This is a genomic window from Halomonas sp. MCCC 1A13316 (assembly GCF_014931605.1).
Lineage (GTDB): Bacteria > Pseudomonadota > Gammaproteobacteria > Pseudomonadales > Halomonadaceae > Halomonas.
Map to the genome: position 1 here is coordinate 3,777,574 of NZ_CP053382.1, position 25,094 is coordinate 3,802,667.

The following is a 25,094-nucleotide window of genomic DNA, read 5'->3' on the forward strand; positions in this document are numbered from 1 at the left end:
TCTCAGTGGGGGTCCGGCCCCTCTCTACGGTACGGACTGCCCTCGGTCCGAACTTCATTCCGCGTCCTCCTCCTGCATAATGCGCAGGAAGTCGGCTCGCTCTGATAGCCAGGCGGTAACGATCTCGGCGCCAATCAGCAGGCCGTAACGCTCCAGAGGGGATCTCTCTTGGCGAAGCAGCGATAGAATCGCCGAAAGGGCATCGCTGGCACCCGCCATGGTTTTGATGTTACCCATTCGTTCAGCGCTTGCTAGGTTAGCGATATCCTCCAGGCTGGGCTGTCTGCGCACCTGTAACTCTGCTACTAACTGGCCATTGATATGGATAAGTCTTGCAGAACCGCGGGTTGGTAAGCACGCGCTGCCATGCTCCTCGCAATTGACATAAATCCGACGCGCGATGATACGCAGAATCCGAGCGAGATCCTTGGCGTCGGTGCTATAAATAGTAAGTTCGACAGTGTTCATTCGGACGCCCCCCGCTGAGTTTGCTCCCAGCCTTCAACGTCGTTCAGCGACCAGCGGGTAAGATTGCCGGCCAGCTTTACAGGCTGGGGGAAACGCCCTTCACGCGCCCAGCGCCAGATAGTAGCTTCATGGGCGCTGTATCGATCTGACAATTGCTTCACGGACAACCAGGCATCGCTGGCGCCCTGGGGGGTCGCTAAGGTGTCGGGGTGGGTCACGGTTACCATGTAGTGATGCCTCGTGCTGTGGATTCACGGGCAGCATGGCGTGGCATCCGTTATAGCAGGCAAGGTTCCCGTCCGGTGACTAGAACGGAGCTCTCCATTCCCCATGACGGCTATAAACAGCTGATTATAAAAGCGTTACCGTCCGGCACCCCGGTATTGTTTTAACCCTGCCTTTTGCAAGCCAGATGGCCTGCATACGCGGTCTACGGCTTCAGCCAAACGTGCGGAAGCACCCTGCTCAATAAGGTGGTTTTTCACCTCAGCCGAGCTCGGTGCGGTGGCGGGTTCATCAGGATCGTATGTTGACCAAAACTCTCGAATGACATCAGCAACGAGGCGCAATCCATCTGATTCATGCTTGGCAAAAATTTGAGCTTCCCCCAAGCCGTCCTGGCTGCTTTCAAGGTGAGTCTTTTTTTTCCCGTCAGCCTCCGGCTGCTTTATCTCTTGTGACTCGGCCTTCGGCATCATTCGCAGTGCCTCGGGTATGTCCTCGTCGGCAGCTCCTTTCGACTTCAGCCAACGGTAGACCTCTCCTCGTTCCAAGTTCATCCGGATAGCCTGATCGGGGAAACAGCGCCATTTTTCATCAATGCAGGGTACCCAATCAAAACCTAAAACAAGGTTGCCTTCAATCTGAGGATCTGGAACAGCATCTTCGGTATAAATCTCAACCTGAATAGGTGCGAGCTCCCCATCCTTCGCGGCATGAATAATTACTCGACACCACTCTTCATACTCCTTGATTTCGTGATCATGCACGTTTTCTGTCTTTGCTAGCGATATGTCGAATCCCGCTAACAGAGCCGCTACGTCATCAAAGCTGAGTCGGGGTGAAACGTGCCATGGGGAAAGTGCCATGAAATTTCCTCTTTGTTCTCTCCATTAACGTGGTCCGTAAAATCCATTTGAATTGAAATACTTACGAGTATACGACCCTAGTCAGCCAGATCGGTTATTCGGTGCCCACCTTGCGAATCGCCGTCACTTGCTTGTCGCTGGCGCGTGTGGGGGTGGCCAGAAAATTGGCCCACTGCCTCATGACACGGGCTCGCTTCTCCAGCAAATAGCCGCGTCTATATGCAGCCTCGGCTTGGTTGGCTATCGCGTGGCCTAATGCCATCTCCGCCACATCATGTGGTGTCGCTGTGCGCTCTGCCATCCAGTCACGAAACGTAGACCTCATACCATGAACGGTAGCCCGCTCTTTTTCGCCCATGGCAGCTAGCAGGTCGGACATTGCCCGGTCTGCCAGCTTGCGGCCATTGTCACGGGTAAAGATCAGCCCCCCATCGGCCTGGGCCAGCGAACGTAATAGTTCAACGGCAGCCGGCGCCAGCGGTACGCGATGCTCCCGACGGCCTTTGGTGCGCTCGCTGGGTATCGTCCAGACAGCGCCAGCCAAATCGACTTCCTCCCAACGCGCGCCCAAGACCTCGCCGGAGCGACAGCCGGTTAGAATGGTGAAGGCCAGCGCCTTGGCCGGTATATCGTCGCGCGCACGCAACCGCGACCAGAACGCGGGCATTGCGTCGATGGGCATGGCGCGGTGGTGGGCTTTCTTCTTTATCTTGGCTGGGGCCGGCAGTACCGCTTCCAAATTACCTTTCCAGGCAGCGGGATTGGGCCCTTCACGGTGCCCGTGAACAGCTGCCCATGACAGAACGGACTCGATACGCTGGCGCACACGAGCAGCGGTGGTGGGCTTTTTCTGCCAGATAGGCTCTAAAGCTTGCTTGACGTGGACCAGCTCTATATCGGCCACACTCATCGCACCCAATGTTGGGTAGGCGTATACCTCCAGGCTTTGGCGCCATTGGCGGGCGTGCTTCGGGTTGCTGGCTTCGGCCTGCTTCACCTTGATTACGGCCTCTGCCGCTTGGGTGAATGTCAATCGGCGGAGCTCGGCAGCAAGACGGGCCTGCTTGGCAGCCTTACGCTCTGCCAAGGGGTCGATGCCATCAGCCAGCATCTCCCGCACCTTGCGGGCCTTCTCGCGGGCTTGTGCCAGCGACGTATCAGGGTAGCCGCCTAATCCATGATCGCGGCGCACCTTATAGGGCTTACCGCTCGCGGCCAGGCGCGTCTCGCCCGTGGTGTATCGCAGTATCCATGAACGGGCGCCGCTCTTATCGACACGCAGCAGCAAACCGGCAACGTCGCCCACGGCATGATAGCCAGGGGTCGTGAGTCGCTTCACCTCAAGGGCGGATAATGGACGGGCTTTCTTTGGCATGGTGCCTTACCAACATCCCTACCAACATAAAATATGTTATTGGATGCTAGGTCATGCCACAAAAAACTACAAGGAAGGAAGCTAAACCACTGTTTTAAGTGGTACCGGCGGTCGGACTCGAACCGACAAGCACTTGCGTGCGGCGGATTTTGAATCCGCTGCGTCTACCAATTCCGCCACGCCGGCAGCGCCGAGCATTATACGTGGCCGGCGCCGCAGGTCAATCGCCAGACCTGACGTGCAGCGCGATTTTCGGTATCCTTGCCGGCTGTTTCCGGCTGCCCGACAGCCGCCGCGAACGAACCCTCTCGACTTACCAATGCGGACCCGACCTGCATGCAGCGCGCCGACTTCCATTACGAGCTCCCCGAAGAGCTGATCGCCCGCTATCCCTCCGAGCGGCGCAGCGACTGCCGCCTGCTGTGCGTGAACGGCGAAGGCGGCGAGCTTACCCATCGCCGCTTCACCGACCTGGTGGAGCTGCTCGAGCCCGGCGACCTGCTGGTGTTCAACGACACCCGAGTGATCCCGGCGCGGCTACACGGCCACAAGGCCAGCGGCGGCAAGGTGGAGATGCTTCTGGAGCGGCCGCTGGACGCCCACTGCGGGCTGGCCCACCTCCGCTCCAGCAAGTCGCCCAAGCCCGGCACCGAGCTGATCTTCGAAGGAGACGTACGCGCCGTGGTCGAGGGTCGCCGCGAGGCGCTGTTCGAGCTGCGCTTCCTCGGCGAAACTCCGCTGATCGAGCTGCTGGAACGTCACGGCCATATGCCGCTGCCGCCCTACATCGACCGCGCCGACGAGCTCACCGACCGCGACCGCTACCAGACCGTCTATGCTCGCCGCGACGGCGCCGTGGCCGCCCCCACCGCGGGACTGCATTTCGACCAGCCGCTGCTGGAACGCCTGGCGGCGAAAGGCGTCGAAAGCGCCTTCGTCACCCTGCACGTGGGCGCCGGCACCTTCCAGCCGGTGCGCGCCGACGATATCCGCGAGCACCAGATGCACAGCGAATGGATCGAGGTGAGCGAAACGGCCTGCGACAAGGTGCGTACCGCCCGGGCCACGGGACGCCGCGTGATCGCGGTGGGCACCACCAGCGTGCGCTGCCTGGAGAGCGCCTGCATGAAGAGCTCGAACGGCGAGATCGCCCCGTTCAGCGGCGAGACCGACATCTTCATCTATCCCGGCTACGAGTGGCGCTGCGTGGACGCGTTGATCACCAACTTCCACCTACCCGAGTCGACCCTGCTGATGCTGGTGTCCTCCTTCGCCGGGTATGAGACCACCATGGCGGCCTATCGCGATGCCGTGGCCGAGCACTATGCGTTCTTCAGCTATGGCGACGCCATGTTCCTGACACGCAAGCGCTCCTGAACCCAAGAAATCCCTGACCCGCAAGGCATCCTCCGTTCCGACGCCTTGCAGTAAAGACGAGATATCCATGCGAAACGAATGCTTCATGTCCTTCGAGCGACTGGCCAGCGACGGCCGGGCCCGCCGCGGTCGCCTCACCTTCCCCCGCGGCACGGTGGAAACCCCGGCTTTCATGCCGGTGGGCACCTACGGTACGGTCAAGGGCATGACGCCCGCTTCGGTGGAGGAGATCGGCGCCGAGATCATTCTCGGCAACACCTTCCACCTGTGGCTACGCCCCGGCACTGAGGTAATCGAGGCCCACGGCGACCTCCACGACTTCTCCCAGTGGCACAAGCCGATCCTCACCGACTCCGGCGGCTTCCAGGTCTTCTCGCTGGGGGAGATGCGCAAGATCACCGAACAGGGCGTGCATTTCCGCTCGCCGGTTGACGGCGCCAAGGTATTCATGGGCCCCGAAGAGTCGATGGCGGTGCAGCGCTCGCTGGGGTCCGACGTGGTGATGATCTTCGACGAATGCACCCCCTACCCGGCCACCGAGAAAGAAGCCGAGCTCTCCATGGAGCGCTCGCTGCGCTGGGCCCAGCGCTCCCGCGATGCCCATGGTGAATCCCCCTCGGCGCTGTTCGGCATCATCCAGGGCGGCATGTACCCCGAATTGCGCCGACGCTCGCTGGAGGGCCTGCTCGAGATCGGCTTCGACGGCCTGGCCATCGGCGGCCTATCGGTGGGCGAGCCCAAGGAGGAAATGATCCGTGTGCTCGACTATCTGCCGCAATGGATGCCCGAGGAGACCCCACGCTACCTGATGGGCGTGGGCAAGCCGGAGGACTTGGTGGAAGGCGTGCGCCGTGGCGTCGATATGTTCGACTGCGTCATGCCGACCCGCAACGCCCGTAACGGCCACCTCTTCACCGCCGAAGGCACGATCAAGATCCGTAACGCCAAGCACCGCCACGACACCCGACCGCTGGAGGAGGATTGCGACTGCTACACCTGTCGGCACTTCTCGCGAGGGTACCTCCATCACCTCGACCGATGCGGCGAAATGCTCGGCTCGATGCTCAATACGATCCACAACTTGCGCTATTATCAGCGCCTGATGGCCGGTTTGCGCGGTGCCATCGAAGCGGGTACATTGGCTGACTTCGTGGAAGGCTACTATGCGCAGCGGGGGCTGCCGGTACCCGACGCACCAGATTGACAGCCGGCCGGTTGCGCCAGGCCAGGCGCCACCGGCCGTCATCAGTGACTTACTCATTCGCGACCCAACTTACCTTCTCAGGAGATACGCTTCTCATGCTGGACTTCTTCATCTCCCCGGCCATGGCCCAGGACGCCGGTGCCGCAGGCGGCGGCATCGCCCAGATCGTCATGCTGGTCGGCTTCGTGCTGATCTTCTACTTCCTGCTGTGGCGCCCTCAGTCCAAGCGTGCCAAGCAGCACCGCGAGCTGGTCGGCGGCCTGTCCAAGGGCGACGAGGTAGTGATCGGCGGCGGCCTGGTGGGTCGCATCACCAAGGTGGGCGATGAGTTCCTCACCCTGGAGATTGCCGACAACACCGAGGTCAACGTACAGAAGAGCGCCGTGGCCAACGTGCTCCCCAAGGGCACCATCAAGTCCATCTGACGTCTATGCTCCTCGCCCTTGCCGATGGCTCCTCCCCGAGCCAGGTGACGGCGAGGGTCGCATGGCGGCCGAGTTGCCTTCCCTCCTCACGGATCGGGCGCTCGGCCGCGCTGCCGTTCAGTAGCCTTATTTACGCAACCTAGGCAGGGCTCCCATGCTCAACCGTTACCCCTTGTGGAAGTATCTGCTGATACTCATCGTGCTACTCGTCGGCCTGGTCTACTCGCTGCCCAACCTCTACCCCGAAGATCCGGCGGTTCAGATCAGCAGCGCCCAGGGCGACTCCACTCTCGATGAGACACAGCTCGAGCGCGTCCAGCAGTCCCTTCGTGAAGCCGGCATCGAGATCAAGGCCATCGAGCGCGAAGAAACCAGCGTGCTGATTCGCCTCGACGACCCCGACCAACAGCTGCGTACCCGCGACATGGTCGCCGAGCATCTCGGCGATGACTTCGTGGTCGCTCTCAACCTCGCCGAATCCACCCCCGCCTGGCTGCAGGGTCTTGCCGCCTCACCCATGACGCTGGGCCTGGACCTGCGCGGCGGCGTGCATTTCCTGCTCGAGGTCGACATGGAAGCGGCGGTTACCCAGCGCCTCGAGGTCAACGCCAGCGCCATACGTGAACAACTGCGCAGCGAGCGCATCCGCTACCGTGGCACCGACATCGATGAACGCACCCTGTCCATCACCTTCGCCAGCGAAGAGGATCGCGATAGCGCACGCCAGCTGATCGGCCGTGAATTCCGCGATTTCGATTATGCCAGCGAGCAGGAGGGCCGCGCTTCGCTGCTGGTGATGACACTGACCGAGCAGGCAGTGACCGAGATCCAGGACTATGCCATCAACCAGAACCTCACCACCCTGCGCAACCGTGTGAATGAGCTGGGCGTAGCGGAGCCACTGGTGCAGCGCCAGGGCCCGGATCGCATCGTGGTCGAACTCCCCGGGGTGCAGGACACCGTCGCCGCCAAGCGCGTGGTGGGTGCCACCGCCAACCTGGAGTTCCGCCTCGAAGCGCGCCCGGACACGCCGGACGCTGAGACCGAAACCTTCGCCTTCCGCAACAGTCCCAATCGCACCGCCGACCTGATGCGCGACGTGATCATCACCGGCGACAGCGTCTCCAGCGCCAACCACAGCTTCGACGAGAACGGCCGCCCTCAGGTCAATATCAACCTGGACGGTACCGGCGGCACGCTGATGAACCGCGCGACGCGTACCAATATCGGGCGCAACATGGCGGTGCTGTTCATCGAGCACAAGTCTCGTGATCGGGTAGTGATGGAAGACGGCGAGGAGGTGACGGTTCGCGAACCCTACACCGAGCGCGGCCTGATCAGTCTGGCCACCATACAGAGCGCGCTGGGCAACAGCTTCCGCATTACCGGGCTCGATTCACCCACCGAGGCGTCGGAACTGGCTCTACTGCTGCGATCCGGCTCGCTGGCGGCACCGATCTACTTCGTTCAGGAGCGCACCATCGGCCCGAGCCTCGGCGCCGAAAACATCGAGCGCGGCTTGATGTCAGTACAGATCGGCCTGCTGCTGGTGGTGCTGTTCATGCTGATCCGTTACAAGGTGTTCGGCGTCTTCGCCAACCTGGCGCTGGCCTTGAACCTGACCTTGGTGATCGCGGCGATGTCACTGCTCGGCGCCACCCTGACGCTGCCCGGCATCGCCGGTATCGTACTGACGCTGGGCATGGCAGTGGATGCCAACGTGCTGATCTTCGAACGCATACGTGAGGAGCTGCGAGGCGGCCTATCGGTCCAGCAGGCGATCCATGCCGGCTACGAGCGCGCCTTCAGCTCGATCGTCGATGCCAACCTCACCACACTGCTGGTGGCGATCATTCTGTTCTCGATCGGTACCGGCCCGGTCAAGGGCTTCGCCGTGACCCTGTCGCTGGGGATCCTCACGTCGCTGTTCACCGCCCTGATGGTGACCCGCGCGATGGTGAACCTGACCTACGGCGGCAAGCCGGTCAAGAAGCTCTGGATCTAAGGCTCATCAACTTGAGGTGGTTATGAAAACCCTCGTCAACCGTCAGCTCGACTTCATGGGCAAGCGCCGGATCGCCTTCGCGCTCTCCGGCCTGATGATCCTGGTGTCGATCGCCTCGCTGCTGTTCCAGCAGCTCAATCTGGGGCTGGATTTCACCGGCGGTACGCTGGTCGAGGTGCGCTACTCCGTGGCCCCCTCGCTGGATGCGGTGCGCCAGATCCTGGAAGGCGCCGGCTTCCGTGATGTCTCCGTGCAGACCTTCGGTGCCTCCACCGAAGTGCTCATTCGCCTGCAACAGGCCTTCGATCCCGACGTCGGCGAGCAGGTGGTAGGCCTGCTACGCGACGAAGGCAGCACGGTCGAGCTGGTGCGTGCCGAGTTCGTCGGCGCCCAGGTCGGCGAGCAGCTGCGCGACCAGAGCGGCCTCGGCCTGCTGGTGGCGCTGGGCGTGGTGATGCTCTACGTCGCCTTCCGCTTCCAGTACAAGTTCGCCATCGGCGCACTGCTGGCGCTGATGCACGACGTCATCGTCGTGGTCGGCGTCTTCTCGCTGTTCCAGCTGGAGTTCGACCTGACGGTGCTGGCCGCACTGCTGGCGGTGATCGGCTATTCGCTCAACGACACCATCGTCGTCTACGACCGTATCCGCGAGAGCATCCGCACCTCGCGCATCGACGACATGCCGGCGATCTTCAACGAAGCCATCAACCTGACCCTGTCGCGCACGCTGGCCACCTCCGGCACCACATTACTGGTGCTGCTGGCACTGCTGGTGCTCGGCGGTGACATGATCCACTACTTCTCCATCGCCTTGATCGTCGGCATCGTGGTCGGCACCTTCTCCTCCATCTACGTGGCCGCTGCCCTGTTGTTGACCGTGCACCTGGAGCGCAAGGACCTGATACCGCCTAAGAAAGAGGTGGACGCAGAGGAAGAGCAGTTGCCCTAGGAAAGGCACCATGGCCTGCTGCGCTCGGATATATTGGGCGCAACGGTGCTCTGAAACGAAACCGCCCCCGCAGCGCTGCTGCGGGGGCGGTTTGCGTTGCGGGCACGCGAGCCTAGAAATGCGGTTTGAGCTGCTGCACCAGGGCCTTGTACAGGCGCGGACCGGCGGCCATCAACTGACCCTCGGCCTCTATGCCGGGCTGGCCGTCGGGCGTGCCCATCAGGGCTCCGGCTTCCTTGAGCAACAGGCTGCCGACCAGGCGATCCTGCTCCTCCAACCCCAGCACAAAGGCAATATCGGCACGGCCCGCGGCAAGTTCGGCCATGTCCAGCAGGCCGCTGCCGGTAGCCACTTGGGCCTCGATTTGCGGGCCGAGCTGTTGGATCAGGGTCAGGTAGGCGGGAAGGTGGCGCGAACGCTGCCAGCTTTCGGGCAGGCTCATGGCCATCCGGGTACCGAGAATAGCATTGGTCTTGGGTACACGAATACGCTTACCGTTGTGCTGCGAACCGCGGCCACGGCTGGTCAGGTACTCGTCGTCGCTGAAGGGGCAGATCACCACTGCATGCTCCGGGCGACCCTTCACCAGGCACACCACCGACAGGGCAAAGCCATTGCCGGCCACACCCAGGCTGGAGTAGCCGTGAAAGGGCTCGATGCGCCATTCGGTATCCCCGCCTTCACCTTCGCCGGCGCGATGAGGAGTAAAACGGCCGCTGACCCCGTGCTGGGGATAACCGCGGTTGAGCTGACGCACGATCAGTGTTTCGGCATTGCGTGCGGTGTCCTCGAGCAGGCGCTCGAGGTTGTGTTCCTCATGAGCGTTCTCGATGCGCTCACGAATGCGCAGGAACTGTTCGGCGGCGCTGCGCGTGGCGCGCAGGGCGAATTGGACCATCGGATGCATGATCGGGCCTTGGAGCGTCGGTGATGTTAAAGAACAGGCTAGTTCGAACGCGTAGGTCGAGTCGAACGCGGCGTACGGGGTCGAACGCGTGGCGCGCATCCTAGCAGAATCGCTCCACGTCCGCCATTGCCCTTGGCGAGCATGGTAGACTTGGCCCTCCCCTGGGTTAACCGTCTTGTTACCACGTCAACGGCAGAGGCAGTCCTGCATGCTCGACCGCATTCGCATCGTGCTGATCGGCACCAGCCATCCCGGCAACATCGGCGCTGTTGCCCGCGCCATGCACAACATGGGGCTCGCCGACCTCGCTCTGGTCGCACCGCGCTGCGAGCCGCTGACCAGCGAGAGCATCTCTCGAGCCTCCGGGGCCGATCATATCGTTCACGCTGCGCGCCGTGTCGAGTCACTCGAAGAAGCCGTCGCCGACTGCACCCTGGCAGTGGGTGCCAGCGCCCGCTCACGCACCCTGCCGTGGCCGATGGTCACGCCGCGCGCGCTGGGCAGCCGCCTGCCGCAAGAGCTCGGTGCCCCCGAGACGCGTGTCGCGCTGGTGTTCGGCCGCGAGGACAGCGGACTCTCCAACACTGAACTGCAGCGCTGCCATGCCCACGTGCACATCCCCACCAACCCGGACTTCAGCTCGCTCAACCTGGCCGCCGCGGTGCAGGTGATGGCTTACGAGTGCCGCCTGGCCTGGCTCGAAGCCGACAGCGCCGCGGGCGAGCAGGAACAGGAGGCGCACCAGCCGCTGGCCAGCCATGAGGAGCTCGAAAACTATTTCTCTCACCTCGAGCGCACCCTGATCGCCATCGGCTTCCACGACCCGGCCATGCCGCGCCAGCTGATGGCTCGGCTGCGGCGCTTCACCCTGCGTGCGCGCCCCGAGCGCATGGAACTCAATATCCTGCGTGGCATTCTTTCCGCCACCGAGAAGTGCGCCCCGGAAAAGAGCGACGAAAGCTGAATGAGCGCCGCAGCGAAGGCGTGTAGCGTCGACGAAACGAGCGCAGACACAGCACTTTCGGGCTTCGCACGGCAGATGTCTTGAACGCGAGCCGCTGCGCCCCCATTGATGGACTGTCACATACCGCTTTTTCGCTGCCCAGGCCGCCTCACCGCCACCAAGGACCGCTGCATGTTTCAACGACTGCGCGAGGACATCAATAGCGTATTCGCCCGTGACCCGGCGGCGCGCAACTTCCTGGAAGTGCTCACTAACTATCCAGGCCTTCACGCACTGCTGCTCCACCGCCTCGCCCATTGGCTGTGGCGCAAGCAGCTCAAGTGGCTGGCGCGTACCCTGTCGACTTTCGCGCGCTGGCTCACCGGCATTGAGATCCACCCCGGAGCGAAGATTGGCCGGCGCTTCTTCATCGACCACGGCATGGGCGTGGTGATCGGCGAAACCGCCGAGGTCGGCGACGACGTCACGCTCTACCAGGGCGTGACGCTGGGCGGCACCAGTTGGCACAAGGGCAAGCGTCATCCGACCTTGGGCGATGGCGTCATCGTCGGTGCAGGCGCCAAGATTCTCGGCCCCTTCATTGTCGGCGCCGGGGCCAAGGTCGGCTCCAATGCGGTGGTGACCAAGGAAGTGCCCGCCGGAGCCACGGTAGTCGGCATCCCCGGCAAGATCGTCAAGCGTACCGAGCCGGACATTGCCGAGGCACTGGAGGTCGACCCCGCGCGCCGCGAGGCGATGCGGCGCAAGTTCGGCTTCGATGCCTACGGCGTGAGCGAGGACATGCCCGACCCGGTGGCGCGCTCGATCCAGGCCATGCTCGATCACATGCATGCTGTGGACGAACGCGTCGAGCTCATGTGCGGCACCCTGCGCAAGCTCGACGCCAGCTATCGCGAGGGCAAGCTGCCGGCGCTGCGCGACGAGGACTTCGCCGACATCCTCTCCGATGTCGACTCCTGCTGTGGCCCCACCGGCGATTCCGGCGACGGACATGACGTAGATCAAGGCGGACAGGACCCCTCGCGGGGGAATGGTTGACCTTCGCACTCAGGCTTTACCATAATGGCGTATTGATTAACGGCTCGCCGTCAGCGGCGAGCGCTCGCTGACCTTGCGGTCCCGGCCACGGGCCGAGGTACGCTTTCCGATGCGCCTGAAGAGCCCGCCATGCGTTTGACAACTAAGGGACGCTACGCCGTCACCGCCATGCTCGACCTGGCCCTGAACGCAGACAAGGGACCCACTTGCCTGGCCGATATCTCGCGCCGCCAGGAAATCTCACTGCCCTATCTGGAGCAGCTCTTCGCCCGCCTGCGTCGCGCCGGGCTGGTCAACAGCGTACGCGGCCCCGGAGGCGGCTACCTGCTGGCGATGACTGCGGCCGAGATATCGGTGTCGCGGGTGATCGACGCCGTCGACGAATCGGTCGACGCCACGCGCTGCCAGGGCCTGTCGGATTGCCAGCAGGGCGATACCTGCCTGACCCACCACCTGTGGTGTGACCTCTCTGAGCAGATCCGTGGTTTCCTCGACGGCATCACGCTCGGCCAGTTGGTCGAGCACGGCGACGTGCGCCGCATCGCTGCCCGCCAGCGCAGTCGTCACGACGACAACACCATACTGACCTCCTCGCCCTGATCGCTCCGGCCGAGGTACAGACTGGAGATTCCGCGAGATCATGAGCGCCCTCGTATATCTCGACTACGCCGCCACCACTCCGGTCGACCCCCGTGTCGCCGAGGTAATGCAGCGTCATCTCACTCTCGACGGCACCTTCGCCAACCCCGCCTCACGCAGCCACATGCTCGGCTGGCAGGCGGAACAGGCGGTGGAGAGCGCGCGTCGCCAGGTCGCCGACCTGATCGCGGCCGACCCGCGCGAAATCGTCTGGACCAGCGGCGCCACCGAGGCCGACAACCTGGCGCTGATCGGCTTCATGCGCGCCAATCGTGAGCGCGGCCGCCACCTGGTGACCTCGGTCATCGAGCACAAGGCGGTGGTGGATACTGCCACCGCACTGGAGAACGAGGGCTTCGACGTCACCTGGCTGACACCGGGGCGCGATGGCCGTGTCACGCCCGAGCAGCTGTCCGAGGCCATGCGCCCCGACACCCTCCTGGTGTCGCTGATGGCAGTGAACAACGAACTGGGCAGCATCCACGATTTGGCAGCCCTCGCCGAAGTGGCCCATTCGGGCGGCGCCGTTTTCCACGTCGACGCCGCCCAAGGCGTGGGCCGCATCGACCTCGACGTGAGCCGCCTGGGCATCGACCTGCTGTCTCTCTCGGGCCACAAGGCCTACGGCCCCAAGGGCATTGGCGCGCTCTACGTGCGGCGCAGCCCGGATCTGCGCATCGAACCGTTGATCCATGGCGGCGGCCACGAGCGCGGCATGCGCTCCGGCACTCTGGCTACCCACCAGATCGCCGGCATGGGCGAAGCCTTCAGCCTGGCCGTCGCCGAGGGCGAAGCCGATCAGACGCGCATCCTGGCACTACGGAACCGCCTGCTCGACGGGCTGTCCGACCTGGACGGCATTCATTGCAATACCGTGCTCGATGTGGCGGTACCCAACATTCTCAACCTGGCCTTCGAGGGCGTAGATGGGGAGTCGCTGCTGATGGCGCTGCGCAGCATTGCCCTGTCGACCGGGTCGGCATGCAATTCCGCCAGCGTCGAGCCATCCTATGTATTGAAGGGTATCGGCGTGCCCCGATCGCTGGCCCTGGCTTCGCTGCGTTTCAGCTTCGGTCGCTTCACTACCGATGCCGATATCGACGCGGCTCTCGGGGCCCTTCGCCATGCCCTTCCGGGCCTGCGACGCTAGTCGTCGCCCACCCATTTTCGCTGCAGGAGAATGAACATGGCGCATCTATCGATTACCACCAACGCCGCCGAGCAGATCCAGCGGGTGCTCGAAGAGCGCGGGCAGGGCCTGGGCCTGCGTGTCACGGTCAAGCCCAGCGGCTGTTCCGGTTATAGCTACGTGCTCGACTTCGCCGACGAGGCCGCCAATGACGACGCGGTTTTCGAAGAGCACGGCGTCACCGTCTTCGTCGCCCCCGAGGCGCTGGAGATGCTGGACGGCAGCGAGGTCGACTATGTCTCGGAGGGGCTCAATCGCTTCTTCCGCTTCAACAACCCCAACGTCAAGGATCAGTGCGGGTGCGGGGAGAGCTTCACCGTCTGATCTGCACCAGAGTGACGATTGTTCAACGCCCTCTGGCAGCGGTATACTCTGCGCCCAAAGTTTTCTCGCGCTGACTCGCCACGTGCAGCATCTCGGTACGCGGGGACGAACGCATTCAGAATCCGTAGCGCCGCGCCATGCCACCCCATCCGGGTTGGTACGGCGCGGCGCTATCCCCATCCGAATCTCAATGGAGACAGGCCCACATGGCAACCGAACGTACCCTTTCCATCATCAAGCCCGACGCCGTCGCCAAGAATGCCATCGGCGAGATCATCTCCCGCTTCGAAAAGGCCGGCCTCAAGGTCGTCGCCGCCAAGATGCTGCATCTCTCCGAAGAGCAGGCCGGCGGGTTCTACGCCGAGCACAAGGAGCGTCCCTTCTTCAAGGATCTGGTGGGCTTCATGACCTCCGGCCCGGTCGTCGTCCAGGTGCTGGAAGGCGACGACGCCATTGCCAAGAACCGCGACCTGATGGGTGCCACCAACCCCAAGGAAGCTGCGCCGGGCACCATTCGCGCCGACTTCGCCGAGACCATCGACGCCAACGCCGTGCACGGTTCCGATTCGCCGGCTTCCGCCGAGCGCGAAGTGGCTTATTTCTTCAACAGCGACGAAATCTGCCCGCGCTGAGCCACTCCGTCCAGCCGAGCATTTCGCGGGGGCGCACCAGCCCCCGCTCTCGTCCCGCCCCGACCTACGTGATGCCATGACCGCCACCACCGCCCAACGTACCAACCTGCTCGGCATGACTCGCGAGGAGATGGAAGCTTTCTTCCTCTCCATCGGCGAGAAGAAGTTCCGGGCCGCCCAGGTGATGAAGTGGATCCATCACGAGGGCTGTGACGACTTCGAGTCCATGACCAACCTCTCCAAGGCGCTGCGTCAGCGGCTCGCCGAGGTGGCCGAAATTCGCGGTCCCGGCGTGGTCTACGAAGGCACCTCCAGCGACGGAACCCGCAAGTGGGTACTGGAGGTGGAGGATGGCAGCTACGTGGAAACGGTGCTGATCCCTGCCGACAACGGCAAGCGCCGTACCCTGTGCGTGTCGTCCCAGGTGGGCTGTTCGCTCGACTGCAGCTTCTGCTCCACCGGCAAGCAGGGCTTTCAGCGTAACCTCACCGCCGCCGAGATCATCGGCCAGGTGTGGGTCGCACAGCGGAGCGTGGGCCCGCGCAAGGATACCGCCAATCGTCCTGTCACCAATGTGGTGATGATGGGCATGGGCGAGCCGTTGATGAACTACGACAATGTCGTGCCGGCGATGAAGCTGATGCTCGACGACAACGGCTACGGGCTCTCCAAGCGGCGTGTCACCCTGTCCACCTCCGGGGTGGTGCCGATGCTCGACAGGCTCGGCGACGAACTCGACGTGAGCCTGGCCATCTCGCTGCACGCCGCCACAGACGAGTTGCGCAGCGAGCTGGTACCGCTCAACCGCAAGTACAACATCCGCACCCTGCTGGACGCCTGTCACCGCTACCTGGCCAAATGCGACGACACGCGCATGGTCACCATCGAATACACGGTGATAAAGGACGTCAACGACCAGCAGGAGCACGCGACGCAGCTGGCCGAGCTGTTGCGCGAGTTGCCGTGCAAGATCAACCTGATCCCGTTCAACCCGTTCCCCCATTCGGGTTACGAGAAACCGTCGCGCAACCAGGTGATGCGCTTCCAGCAATGGCTCTATGAGCTGGGCTACACGGCGCCTATCCGCAGTACCCGCGGCGACGACATCGATGCCGCCTGCGGCCAGCTGGTAGGTCGCGTCAAGGATCGTACTCGCCGCCACGAGCGCTATATCCGCTCGATCCAGATCGACGCCGACTGAAGCGGGGTGCTGCCTTGACTTCAACACGTCACGGCGCTTTGATGGACAGGCTTTTTTCGACCTGGCGAGCGCCATTCGGGCGCCAGGCATGCTAGACATCGACAGCCCGACAGGCCCGACCACGAGGATGCCATGACGCGCCCCCCCTATCTGCCAAGCCGACGCATGCCGCTGGTAGCGATGGTGGTCGTCACGTTGTGGTTATCCGGCTGCGCCAGCCTGGCCGAGCAGCAGGACGAGGCTGGCCCGACCGAGGCTTTTACCGAGCTGGGCATGGCATACCTCCAGCGAGGCAACCTGCCGCGCGCCATGGCGGCACTCAATCGAGCCCTCGAGCGCGACCCCGACGACCCCGAGGCGCTGCAGGCCATGGCCATCGTCTACCAGCGCCAGGGCGAGCGAGAGCAGGCAGACAAGATGTTCCAGCGGGCCCTCGCTGTCGACTCGGACAACAGCCGCGCACGCAACAATTATGCCGCTTTCCTCTATGAGTACGGCCAGGTACGGCGCGCCTGTGAGCAACTCGAGCTGGCTTCACGCGACACGCGCTATGCCAACCGGGCCCAGTTGTTCGCCAACCTGGGACAATGCCAGTGGGATATCGGTGAGATCGGGGAAGCGAGACATAGCCTGGAGCGCGCCCGCAGCCTCGACCCGCGCAATCCGAGAAGCTATTTCACCCTGGCTGCGCTGGAACTGGCCCAGGGCAACCCCGACCTTGCCCGGCAGCAGCTGGAGATTTTCGTCGGGCTTGCCGGCATGACGCCGGATGCTCGGACACTGGCGCAGCAGATTGCCGCTGCCAACGCACAGAACATGACCGTCACCCCCGGCACCGATACCCAGCGTGACGCACCTTGATCAACGACTCCAAGACGAAGGATGCTCAGCCATGAGCGACAACCAAGATATCGATGCCGTCGGCCTCTCGTCCCCGGCCTCCCCTGGGGAGTTGCTTCGCCGTGAGCGTGAGAACCAGGGCCTGTCCCGCGAGGAAGTCGCCACGGCATTGAACCTGCGCCCTGCCGTCGTCACCGGCATGGAGGAGGACAGCTACGATCAGGTGCCGGTCGCCGCCTATCGCCGCGGCTACCTGCGCGCCTACGCCCGACTGCTGGGCATGGAGGACAGGCCCGTGCTGCAGGCCTATGCGGATCGCTTCAGCAACCAGGAGAGCGAACAGCGCGTCGCCCCGGTTCAGGTCACGAAGCCACCGTCGCGTATCGGCGCCTGGCTGTTCAAGCTGGTGACCCTGCTGGTCATTGCCGGCCTGATTGGCCTGACCCTGGTGTGGTGGCAGAGCCGCGACGGCAACGAGCCACCCGCCGTCGACTCGACCGGCCCGGTCTCGGTCGAGACGCTGGATGGCACCACCACCATCGAAGAGGAACCGCAGCCCGAGGTCGAAGAGGCCCTGCCGCCGCTACCCGAGGAGGGCGTCGACCCGCTCGCCGAGGGGGCCGTGACGCCGCCCGGTGAAATCGACCCCACCGGCGCCCAGGCAGTGGTGGCGCAGCCCGACGCGGGCGAAGCCACCTCAACCGACGGAACCACTTCAACAGACGGAACGACCTCAACCGAGGAAGCTTCCGCCACCGACGAGGCAGCTTCAGCACAGGACAGCGTCACTGAGGAGGAGTCCGAGCCCGTCGAGACGACGTCCTCCGGCGACCGCACCGTGCTGCAGCTGACCTTCAACGAACAGTCCTGGACCGAAATCTTCGACGTCAACGGTCAGCGCGTTTTCGTCGGCCTTCAGGAACCCGGCACTACGGCCACCGTCGAAGGGGAACCCCCGTTTCGCATGACCATCGGCAACGCCACCGGCGTCGAGTTGAGCTGGGCCGGAGAGCGTGTCGACCTGAGCGCCCGCGCCGGGGCCAACAACGTCGCCCGATTCACCCTGGGAGAGTGATGCCTATGCATTCCCCATCGCCCATCGTTCGCCGCAAGTCGCGCCAGATCCACGTCGGCAAGGTGCCGGTCGGGGGTGATGCCCCGATCTCGGTGCAGAGCATGACCAACACCGACACCCTGGACGTGGACGCCACCGTCGCCCAGATCGAGCGCCTGGAGGCAGCCGGCGCCGATATCGTACGCGTCTCGGTACCCTCCATGGACGCCGCCGAGGCCTTCGGCCGCATCAAGCAGCGGGTCAACGTGCCACTGGTGGCCGACATCCATTTCGACCACAAGATTGCCCTGCGCGTTGCCGAGCTCGGCGTCGACTGTCTGCGTATCAACCCAGGCAACATCGGCAAGGAGGAGCGGGTACGCGCCGTGGTCAGCGCCGCCCGCGACAATGGCATCCCGATCCGCATCGGCGTCAACGCCGGGTCGCTGGAGAAGGAGCTGCAGCGCAAGTACGGCGAACCCACGCCGGAAGCGCTGGTGGAATCGGCCATGCGCCATATCGACCACCTGGACCGCCTCGATTTCCAGGAGTACAAGGTCAGCGTCAAGGCCAGCGACGTATTCATGGCCGTGGCCGCCTACCGCCAGTTGGCCAAGCTGATCGAGCAGCCGCTGCACCTCGGCATCACCGAAGCCGGCGGGCTGCGTTCGGGCACCGTGAAGTCCTCCATCGGCCTGGGCATGCTGTTGATGGACGGCATCGGCGACACCATTCGCGTTTCGCTTGCCGCCGACCCGGTGGAGGAGATCAAGGTCGGTTACGACATGCTCAAGAGCCTGCGCCTGCGCAGCAAGGGCATCAATTTCATCGCCTGCCCCAGCTGCTCACGCCAGAACTTCGACGTAATCGGCACCATGAACGCTCTCGAAGAGCGCCTCGAGGACGTCATGACGCCTCTCGACGTCTCGGTGATCGGCTGTATCGTCAACGGCCCCGGCGAGGCCAAGGAGAGCGACATCGGCCTTACCGGTGGCAGCCCAGCCAATCTCGTCTACATCGACGGCAAGCCCGCATCCAAGTTGCGCAATGAAGATCTGGTCGACGATCTCGAAGCCTTGATCCGCGAGAAGGTGCGCGAAAAAGAACAGGCCGAACAGAACGTGATCGCACGCGAGGCCTGAGCGGCCTTCGACCATCAAGGAGCCACCGTTGAGCAAGTCCCAATCGAGTACGAGCGCGTCCAGCCAGAAAAAGATCCAGGCCATTCGTGGCATGAACGATCTGCTGCCGGGCCAGTCCGCCCTGTGGCAGTATTTCGAAGGCACCGTTCAGGCGCTGATGCAGCGCTACGGCTACGCCGAGATTCGTACGCCCATCGTCGAGCAGACCGCCCTGTTCGCGCGCTCCATCGGCGAGGTCACCGACATCGTCGAGAAGGAGATGTATACCTTCGACGATCGCAATGGCGACAGCCTGACCCTGCGTCCCGAGGGTACGGCGAGCTGCGTACGTGCCGCCATGGAGCACGGCCTGCTGCACAACCAGACCCAGCGGCTGTGGTACCAGGGTCCGATGTTCCGCCACGAGCGCCCACAGAAAGGGCGTTATCGGCAGTTCCACCAGGTCGGCCTGGAGGCCTTCGGCCTGGAGGGTCCGGATATCGACGCCGAGGTGATCCTGCTCTCCGCCCGTCTGTGGCAGGAACTCGGCCTCTACGATCACGTCACCCTCGAGCTCAACTCGCTGGGTTCCAACGAGGCTCGTGCCGCCTATCGCGACAAGTTGGTGGCCTACTTCGAGCAGCATCGCGAACAGCTCGATGAGGACTCCCTGCGCCGCCTCGGAAGCAACCCGCTGCGCATCCTCGACTCCAAGAATCCGGACATGGCGTCGATGCTGGCCGACGCACCAAGGCTGATGGATCACCTGGACGACGAATCCCGTGCGCACTTCGAGCAGCTCACCGGGCTGCTCGAAGCCGCCGGCATCGACTACGTGATCAATCCGCGTCTGGTACGCGGCCTCGACTACTACTGCCGCACCGTGTTCGAGTGGACCACCACGGCACTGGGTAGCCAGGGCACGGTGTGTGCCGGCGGCCGCTACGACGGCCTGGTCGAGCAGCTCGGCGGCAAGCCGACGCCGGCGGTGGGCTTCGCCATGGGTATCGAGCGTCTGGTCCTGCTGCTCGAGACCCTGGAGCTGGTCCCCGAGGCTGCCCTGGGCGAGCTGGACCTCTACGTGCTGCCCATGGATGATGGCGCCACCGCCCGCGCCATGCTGCTTGCCGAACGGGTCCGCAGCGAACTGCCCCAGCTGCACGTGCAGCTGCACTGTGGCGGTGGCAGCTTCAAGAGCCGCATCAAGAAGGCCGACCGCAGCGGTGCCCGATTGGCACTGCTGCTGGGCGAGGACGAACTGGCCCAGGGCCGCGCCACGCTGAAATTCCTGCGCGAGGAGCGCGAGCAGCTGAGCCTGGCCCAGGATGCCCTGGCCGAGACCCTCGCCACGCTGATGGACGGCAAGCGCGCCTGACCGAACCGCATTTTGATGTGAAAGGAGACCGCCCGTGGCGGAGCTGAGAACCGAAGAAGAGCAGCTTGAAGCCATCAAGCGCTGGTGGAAGGAAAACGGCACCTCGCTGATCGCCGGTGTGGCCATCGCGATCGCCGGCGTGGTGGGCTGGAATGCCTGGCAGAGCTACCAGGACAACCAGGCGCAGGCGGCCTCGATGCGCTACCAACAGGTGGTCAACCTGGTCGACAGCGAAGAGACCGATGAGGCCCGCGGCCTTATCGCCGAGATTACCGATGACCACGGAGGCACGCTGTATGCCGACCTGGCGCGTCTGATCGACGCCCGCCTCGCCGTGGACGAGGGCGAGCTGGACAAGGCACGAGAGATTCTCGACGGCGTAATCGCCTCCAGCAAGCGCGAGTATGTCCAAGGGCTGGCAAGGCTGCGGCTGGCTCGGCTACAGGTCGCTACCAATGATGCCGAAGCCGCGCTCGATACCCTGGCACGTGACGTCCCGGCCGCCCTGACCGCGCAACAGGCAGACGTGCGTGGTGATGCCCTGCATGCCCTGGGCCGTGACGACGAAGCCCGCCAGGCCTGGCAGGAAGCCCTGGCGGTCGCCGAACAACGAAACCAGCCGATCTATGGCGTCCAGCTGAAGCTCGACGACCTGGGTGCCGAAGAGGCCATGCTATGAAGACGACATACACTCGCCAGTCACGCCTGGCTCGCAAGTCATCCCTGGCCCTGGTGGCCACCCTCGCCCTAGGGCTGCTGGCCGGCTGTGCCAACAAGGCCGAGCCGCGCTACAGCCCCAAGGAGCTGCAGCGCTTCGAGGCCAGCGCCGAGCTCGATACCGATTGGCGCGAGCAGGTCGGCAAGGGGCTCGGCCGCGCCACCTATCCCATCTCGCCGTCGCTTGACAATGGCGTGATCTATGGCGCCGACGAACGCGGTCGGGTCATGGCTATTGATACCCAGAGCGGTGAACGCCGCTGGCAGACTGACCTTGAGGTCGGCGTTTCCAGCGGCCTGACCGCCGTGGCCGGGCAGGTGTATCTCGGCACTCGCAACGGAGAGGTACTGGCGCTGAGCCAATCCAATGGCGACGTGAGCTGGCGCGCACGCGTCTCCAGCGAGGTACTCGCCCCGCCGCAGCCCAACAACGAACTGCTCATCGTGCAGAGCGTCGATGGCACCGTCACGGCGCTGGACCGGCTTACAGGTCGTGAGCGCTGGGTCCACACCACTACCGAACCCGCCCTCACCCTGCGCGGCACAGGCACGCCCACGGTGATCGATCCGGTGACCTTCGCCGGTTTCGCCAACGGCCGCCTGGTCACGCTGGACAACCGCAACGGACAACCGCTGTGGGAGCGGCGCATCGCCGTGCCTCGCGGGCGCAGCGAGATCGATCGCATGGTCGACCTGGGTGGCCAGCCGGTGCTGACGCCTGACGGCCGGCTGTTCGTGACCAGTTACAACGGCCGCCTGGTGGCTCTGGAAGCGCCCAGTGGCGAAGTCCTGTGGGAGCGCGAACACTCCAGCTTCCAGACCCCGGTGCTGGTGGGCGACCGCCTGTTCACCGTCAACGAAGCCAGCCATCTGATTGCCTTCGATGCGCGCAGCGGCGAGGAGCTGTGGCGTAACCGCGATCTCGAGGGTCGCTGGCTGACCTCGCCCGCCTTCGCCGACGGCAACATCGTAGTGGGCGATTTCGAGGGCTATCTGCATCTGGTCGACGTACAGGACGGCAGCTTCACCGCGCGGACGAAAGTCGACGGTTCCGGTATCAGCCTTCGCCCGATCACCGATTCCCGCCGCATCTACGTGCTGGCCAACGATGGCCGTCTCGAGGCCCTGGAAATCAATCGATGACACCCGTGATTGCCTTGGTCGGCCGCCCCAACGTGGGCAAGTCGACCCTCTTCAACCGTCTGACCCGCTCGCGCGACGCTCTGGTGGCGGACTTCCCCGGGCTCACCCGCGACCGCAAGTACGGTAACGGCATGCTCGGCGACAAGGCCTACACGGTGATCGATACCGGCGGCATCAGCGGCGACGAGGAGGGCATCGATGCCGCCATGGCCGAGCAGTCGCTGGCGGCCATCGACGAGGCCGACATCGTGCTGTTCATGGTCGACGCCAGGGCCGGTCTGCAGGTGGCCGACGAGGCCATCGCCAACCATCTGCGGGTCAACCAGAAGAAGACCTGGCTGGTGGTCAACAAGACCGATGGCCTGGAAGAGCACTCGGCCATGGCCGACTTCTGGAAACTGGGGCTGGGCGATCCCCGGCCCATCGCCGCCGCCCATGGGCGTAATGTCACTACGCTGATCGAGGAAGTGCTCGAGCCCTTTCCCGAGCGCGACCTGAGCATTCCGGCGGATACCGGCACCAAGGGCATCCGCATTGGCGTCATCGGCCGCCCCAATGTGGGCAAGTCGACGCTGGTCAACCGCCTGCTCGGTGAGGAGCGGGTGGTGGTCTTCGACGAAGCCGGCACCACTCGCGACGCCATCGAGATACCCTTCGAGCGGCGCGGCAAGCCCTACGTTCTGATCGATACCGCTGGCGTGCGGCGACGCAAGAACGTCAGCGAAATCGCCGAGAAGTTCTCGATCATCAAGACACTGGAAGCGATCAAGGAGTGCCATGTCGCGGTTATGGTGCTCGATGCGCGCAGCGGCCTCGTCGAGCAGGACCTGCATCTGCTCGATTACGTGCTGACGACCGGTCGTGCCCTGGTGCTGGCAGTGAACAAGTGGGACGGCCTGGAGCAGGAAGCCAAGGAGAAGATGCGCGCCGAGATCAAGCGCCGCCTGGGCTTTGCCGACTACGCCGAACTGCACTTCATCTCGGCGCTGCACGGCACTGCCGTGGGTGACCTCTACCCCTCCATCGAGCGCGCCTTCGCCTCGGCCAACAGCCACTGGTCGACCAACCGACTCACGACCCTGCTGCAGGATGCCGTCAGCCAGCATCCACCGCCGCTGGTGCATGGTCGCCGGATCAAGCTGCGCATGGCCCACCAGGGCGGCAGCAATCCGCCGATCATCGTGGTGCACGGCAACCAGACGGAGGCTTTGCCCGAAGCCTACAAGCGCTTCCTGATCAACACCTTCCGCAAGGTACTCAAGGTGCGCGGTACGCCGATTCGCTTCGAGTTCCGTTCCGGCAGCAACCCGTTCGATCCGCTGGCCGGCGCCAGCGACCGGGAGAAAGCCAAGCAGCGTGAACTGGGGCGCACCCGCGCCGCCCGCAACAAACGCCGCTGACCCCTGTCCAAGATGCCCGGCCGCAAAGGTCGGGTCTAGCCCTTCTCCTTCCGGTCGCTCGGCTACACCCCCCCTCCCCTTGACCCGCTTCTCCCTTTGGAGGAACCCAATGCTCCTGAGTCGCTTGCTGTCGCGCTTCCTGCCGAGTCGTCGCTGCCACCTGCTTGTCCCGCTGAGCCTGGCCATGCTGCTCACCGGCTGCCTGGCCCTCCCCCAGACCGGGCTGTTCGCCTTCCGCCTGGCGGTGACCTCGCTCGGCATCGAGGATGTCCGCATCGGCCCCTACTCGATCCAGGCCGGCCTCGATACCAGCGACATCGCCTCGCTGGTGGCCTCGAGCCTGGGCATGGGCAGCCTGCCGGTACAGGCCACCGTGGCCATGGGGCTGTCGCTGCCCGTGGGCATGCCGGCAGTGGAAATGTCCGGTTTTCGCTGGACCCTGGACGTGCCCGGCGCCGAGCCGGTCAGCGGCAACTATCAGCAGGACGTGACGCTGACCTCCACCGATGACACCAAACTGCGCCTGCCGGTGGCCTTCGACGTGCTGGCCACCGACACTCGCCGCCTGGCGCCCATGGTGGAACTCGCCACCCAGTTGGCTAGCCAGGGCGAACTGCCGACAGGCAGCGAGCTGGCCATCACGCCAGGTAGCCTGCGCGGCCTGGGCATGACGCTGCCGGCCGGGCTGTGGACGCCGACCCTGCGCTTCGCCGTGGGCCAGGACGGGGAGCTGACCCCGCAGCGTTGACCCTGGCGTCTTGCGCTAGGTCTCGTGTAGCCGACGCTGGCCGACCCATTGGCTGGCGAACTGCCAGGCGCCCCGTCCGCTGCGGCCACCGCGCAGGGTGGCGTAGCGGATCGCCTCGGCGCGGGCCTCGGCATTCCAGTCCTTGGCACTGCCCAATTGCGTGACCCAGTGACAACAGGTTTCGAGATAGGTGTCCTGATTGAAGGGATAGAAGCCGAGCCACAGGCCGAAACGGTCGGAGAGCGAGATCTTCTCCTCCACCGCATCGCCATGGTGCAGCTCTTCTCCCACCAGCCGGGTATCGGCATTGTCCGACAGCGATTCTGGCAGCAGATGGCGACGGTTCGAGGTGGCATACAGCAGCACGTTCTCCGGCGGACCGGTCAGCGCGCCATCCAGCACGCTCTTGAGCGCCTTGTAGGCATCGTCGTGTCCCTCGAAGGAGAGGTCGTCGCAGTAGACCACGAAGCGATGTGGCTGCCGGCGCAGCTGCTCGACCAGCATGGGCAGCCCGGCCAGGTCATGGCGGTCGACCTGCACCAGGCGCAACCCTTCCGTGGCCAGGCTGTTGAGCAGGGCACGGATCAGCGACGACTTGCCGCTGCCGCGCGAGCCCCACAGCAGAGCATGATTGGCCGGCAGCCCCTGCAGAAAGGCGCGGGTATTGTCGACCAGCGCCAATTTCTGACGTTCGATGCCCAGCAGGTCGTCGAGCGACAGGGCATCGCGAGGCGGCACCGGCAGCAACCGGCCGCCCAGCACATGGCGTTGCCATAGCGCGGCGACATCGTGCGTCCAGTCGACCTCCAGCGGGGCGGGTGGCAGCCAGTGTTCCACGTGGTCCAGCAGGCGGTTCAGGCGTCGGCTCAGCTCGGCATCCATCGGCATCTCCTTGGGACTTCCACGGTTTG

26 protein-coding genes and 1 tRNA gene are annotated in these 25,094 nt (G+C 64.2%); 20 read left to right on the plus strand and 7 right to left on the minus strand.

Annotated features, from left to right (window positions below):
• Positions 1–54: 54 nt before the first annotated feature.
• From HNO52_RS17450 to HNO52_RS17470, 5 genes are all read right to left on the minus strand, one after another.
• Positions 55–468, minus strand: coding sequence for a hypothetical protein (locus HNO52_RS17450; RefSeq protein WP_197566496.1), 414 nt, complete (start codon positions 466–468; stop codon positions 55–57).
• The gene (locus HNO52_RS17455) at positions 465–695 is read right to left on the minus strand and encodes a helix-turn-helix transcriptional regulator (RefSeq protein WP_197566497.1); all 231 of its coding nucleotides are present in this window, start codon (positions 693–695) and stop codon (positions 465–467) included. The genes HNO52_RS17450 and HNO52_RS17455 overlap by 4 nt, the downstream gene beginning before the upstream one ends.
• Positions 696–830: 135 nt before the next feature.
• Positions 831–1,556: a hypothetical protein gene (locus tag HNO52_RS17460; protein ID WP_197566498.1), complete on the minus strand. Its 726-nt coding sequence runs from the start codon at positions 1,554–1,556 to the stop codon at positions 831–833.
• 94 nt (positions 1,557–1,650) lie between these two features.
• The gene (locus HNO52_RS17465; RefSeq protein WP_197566499.1) at positions 1,651–2,931 is read right to left on the minus strand and encodes a tyrosine-type recombinase/integrase; all 1,281 of its coding nucleotides are present in this window, start codon (positions 2,929–2,931) and stop codon (positions 1,651–1,653) included.
• A gap of 99 nt (positions 2,932–3,030) precedes the next feature.
• Positions 3,031–3,117 (minus strand) — tRNA-Leu (locus HNO52_RS17470).
• Between the two features lie 150 nt (positions 3,118–3,267).
• Here HNO52_RS17470 and queA point away from each other — a divergent pair.
• The 5 genes from queA (at position 3,268) to secF (ending at position 8,891) form a co-directional block, all read left to right on the plus strand.
• On the plus strand, positions 3,268–4,308 hold the full coding sequence (queA, locus tag HNO52_RS17475; RefSeq protein ID WP_197566500.1) for a tRNA preQ1(34) S-adenosylmethionine ribosyltransferase-isomerase QueA: 1,041 nt from the start codon (positions 3,268–3,270) through the stop codon (positions 4,306–4,308).
• 85 nt (positions 4,309–4,393) lie between these two features.
• Positions 4,394–5,512, plus strand: coding sequence for a tRNA guanosine(34) transglycosylase Tgt (gene tgt, locus HNO52_RS17480; RefSeq protein WP_197569285.1), 1,119 nt, complete (start codon positions 4,394–4,396; stop codon positions 5,510–5,512).
• Positions 5,513–5,607: 95 nt separating this feature from the next.
• The gene (gene yajC / locus HNO52_RS17485) at positions 5,608–5,937 is read left to right on the plus strand and encodes a preprotein translocase subunit YajC (RefSeq protein WP_167113705.1); all 330 of its coding nucleotides are present in this window, start codon (positions 5,608–5,610) and stop codon (positions 5,935–5,937) included.
• A gap of 154 nt (positions 5,938–6,091) precedes the next feature.
• The gene (secD, locus tag HNO52_RS17490; RefSeq protein WP_197566501.1) at positions 6,092–7,942 is read left to right on the plus strand and encodes a protein translocase subunit SecD; all 1,851 of its coding nucleotides are present in this window, start codon (positions 6,092–6,094) and stop codon (positions 7,940–7,942) included.
• 22 nt (positions 7,943–7,964) lie between these two features.
• Entirely contained in the window at positions 7,965–8,891 is a 927-nt protein-coding gene (secF, locus tag HNO52_RS17495; protein ID WP_197566502.1) for a protein translocase subunit SecF, read from the plus strand.
• 112 nt (positions 8,892–9,003) lie between these two features.
• On the opposite strand, the gene HNO52_RS17500 is transcribed toward secF, so the two are convergent.
• The gene (locus tag HNO52_RS17500) at positions 9,004–9,798 is read right to left on the minus strand and encodes an inositol monophosphatase family protein (RefSeq protein ID WP_197566503.1); all 795 of its coding nucleotides are present in this window, start codon (positions 9,796–9,798) and stop codon (positions 9,004–9,006) included.
• A 208-nt stretch (positions 9,799–10,006) separates the two neighbouring features.
• Here HNO52_RS17500 and trmJ point away from each other — a divergent pair, with 208 nt between their 5' ends.
• From trmJ to HNO52_RS17575, 15 genes are all read left to right on the plus strand, one after another.
• Complete coding sequence (gene trmJ / locus HNO52_RS17505) at positions 10,007–10,762, plus strand: tRNA (cytosine(32)/uridine(32)-2'-O)-methyltransferase TrmJ (RefSeq protein WP_197566504.1); 756 nt, start codon at positions 10,007–10,009, stop codon at positions 10,760–10,762.
• 171 nt (positions 10,763–10,933) lie between these two features.
• Positions 10,934–11,800 (plus strand): serine O-acetyltransferase, encoded by an 867-nt coding sequence (gene cysE / locus HNO52_RS17510; protein ID WP_197566505.1) that lies wholly within the window; start codon positions 10,934–10,936, stop codon positions 11,798–11,800.
• 129 nt (positions 11,801–11,929) lie between these two features.
• Complete coding sequence (gene iscR, locus HNO52_RS17515; RefSeq protein WP_197566506.1) at positions 11,930–12,400, plus strand: Fe-S cluster assembly transcriptional regulator IscR; 471 nt, start codon at positions 11,930–11,932, stop codon at positions 12,398–12,400.
• Between the two features lie 40 nt (positions 12,401–12,440).
• On the plus strand, positions 12,441–13,589 hold the full coding sequence (locus HNO52_RS17520; RefSeq protein WP_197566507.1) for an aminotransferase class V-fold PLP-dependent enzyme: 1,149 nt from the start codon (positions 12,441–12,443) through the stop codon (positions 13,587–13,589).
• A gap of 36 nt (positions 13,590–13,625) precedes the next feature.
• Positions 13,626–13,952, plus strand: a complete 327-nt coding sequence (locus HNO52_RS17525; protein WP_197566508.1) for a HesB/IscA family protein — start codon at positions 13,626–13,628, stop codon at positions 13,950–13,952.
• A gap of 206 nt (positions 13,953–14,158) precedes the next feature.
• Positions 14,159–14,584: a nucleoside-diphosphate kinase gene (gene ndk, locus HNO52_RS17530; protein WP_197566509.1), complete on the plus strand. Its 426-nt coding sequence runs from the start codon at positions 14,159–14,161 to the stop codon at positions 14,582–14,584.
• 76 nt (positions 14,585–14,660) lie between these two features.
• Positions 14,661–15,785, plus strand: coding sequence for a dual-specificity RNA methyltransferase RlmN (gene rlmN, locus HNO52_RS17535; RefSeq protein WP_197566510.1), 1,125 nt, complete (start codon positions 14,661–14,663; stop codon positions 15,783–15,785).
• Between the two features lie 132 nt (positions 15,786–15,917).
• Complete coding sequence (pilW, locus tag HNO52_RS17540) at positions 15,918–16,646, plus strand: type IV pilus biogenesis/stability protein PilW (protein ID WP_197566511.1); 729 nt, start codon at positions 15,918–15,920, stop codon at positions 16,644–16,646.
• A gap of 31 nt (positions 16,647–16,677) precedes the next feature.
• Complete coding sequence (locus tag HNO52_RS17545) at positions 16,678–17,700, plus strand: RodZ domain-containing protein (protein WP_197566512.1); 1,023 nt, start codon at positions 16,678–16,680, stop codon at positions 17,698–17,700.
• Between the two features lie 5 nt (positions 17,701–17,705).
• Positions 17,706–18,821 carry a flavodoxin-dependent (E)-4-hydroxy-3-methylbut-2-enyl-diphosphate synthase gene (gene ispG, locus HNO52_RS17550; protein ID WP_197566513.1) on the plus strand — a complete coding sequence of 372 codons (1,116 nt, stop codon included), beginning with the start codon at positions 17,706–17,708 and terminating at the stop codon, positions 18,819–18,821.
• Between the two features lie 28 nt (positions 18,822–18,849).
• Entirely contained in the window at positions 18,850–20,175 is a 1,326-nt protein-coding gene (gene hisS / locus HNO52_RS17555) for a histidine--tRNA ligase (RefSeq protein ID WP_269476065.1), read from the plus strand.
• Between the two features lie 34 nt (positions 20,176–20,209).
• Positions 20,210–20,854 (plus strand): YfgM family protein, encoded by a 645-nt coding sequence (locus tag HNO52_RS17560; RefSeq protein ID WP_197566514.1) that lies wholly within the window; start codon positions 20,210–20,212, stop codon positions 20,852–20,854.
• Complete coding sequence (bamB, locus tag HNO52_RS17565; RefSeq protein WP_197566515.1) at positions 20,851–22,035, plus strand: outer membrane protein assembly factor BamB; 1,185 nt, start codon at positions 20,851–20,853, stop codon at positions 22,033–22,035. Before HNO52_RS17560 ends, bamB begins: the two co-directional genes overlap by 4 nt.
• The gene (gene der, locus HNO52_RS17570) at positions 22,032–23,435 is read left to right on the plus strand and encodes a ribosome biogenesis GTPase Der (RefSeq protein ID WP_197566516.1); all 1,404 of its coding nucleotides are present in this window, start codon (positions 22,032–22,034) and stop codon (positions 23,433–23,435) included. The genes bamB and der overlap by 4 nt, the downstream gene beginning before the upstream one ends.
• A gap of 109 nt (positions 23,436–23,544) precedes the next feature.
• Positions 23,545–24,183, plus strand: coding sequence for a hypothetical protein (locus HNO52_RS17575; protein WP_232090380.1), 639 nt, complete (start codon positions 23,545–23,547; stop codon positions 24,181–24,183).
• 15 nt (positions 24,184–24,198) lie between these two features.
• Here the strand turns inward: HNO52_RS17575 and HNO52_RS17580 are convergent, their stop codons facing one another.
• Complete coding sequence (locus tag HNO52_RS17580) at positions 24,199–25,065, minus strand: ATP-binding protein (protein WP_197566517.1); 867 nt, start codon at positions 25,063–25,065, stop codon at positions 24,199–24,201.
• Positions 25,066–25,094: the final 29 nt, after the last annotated feature.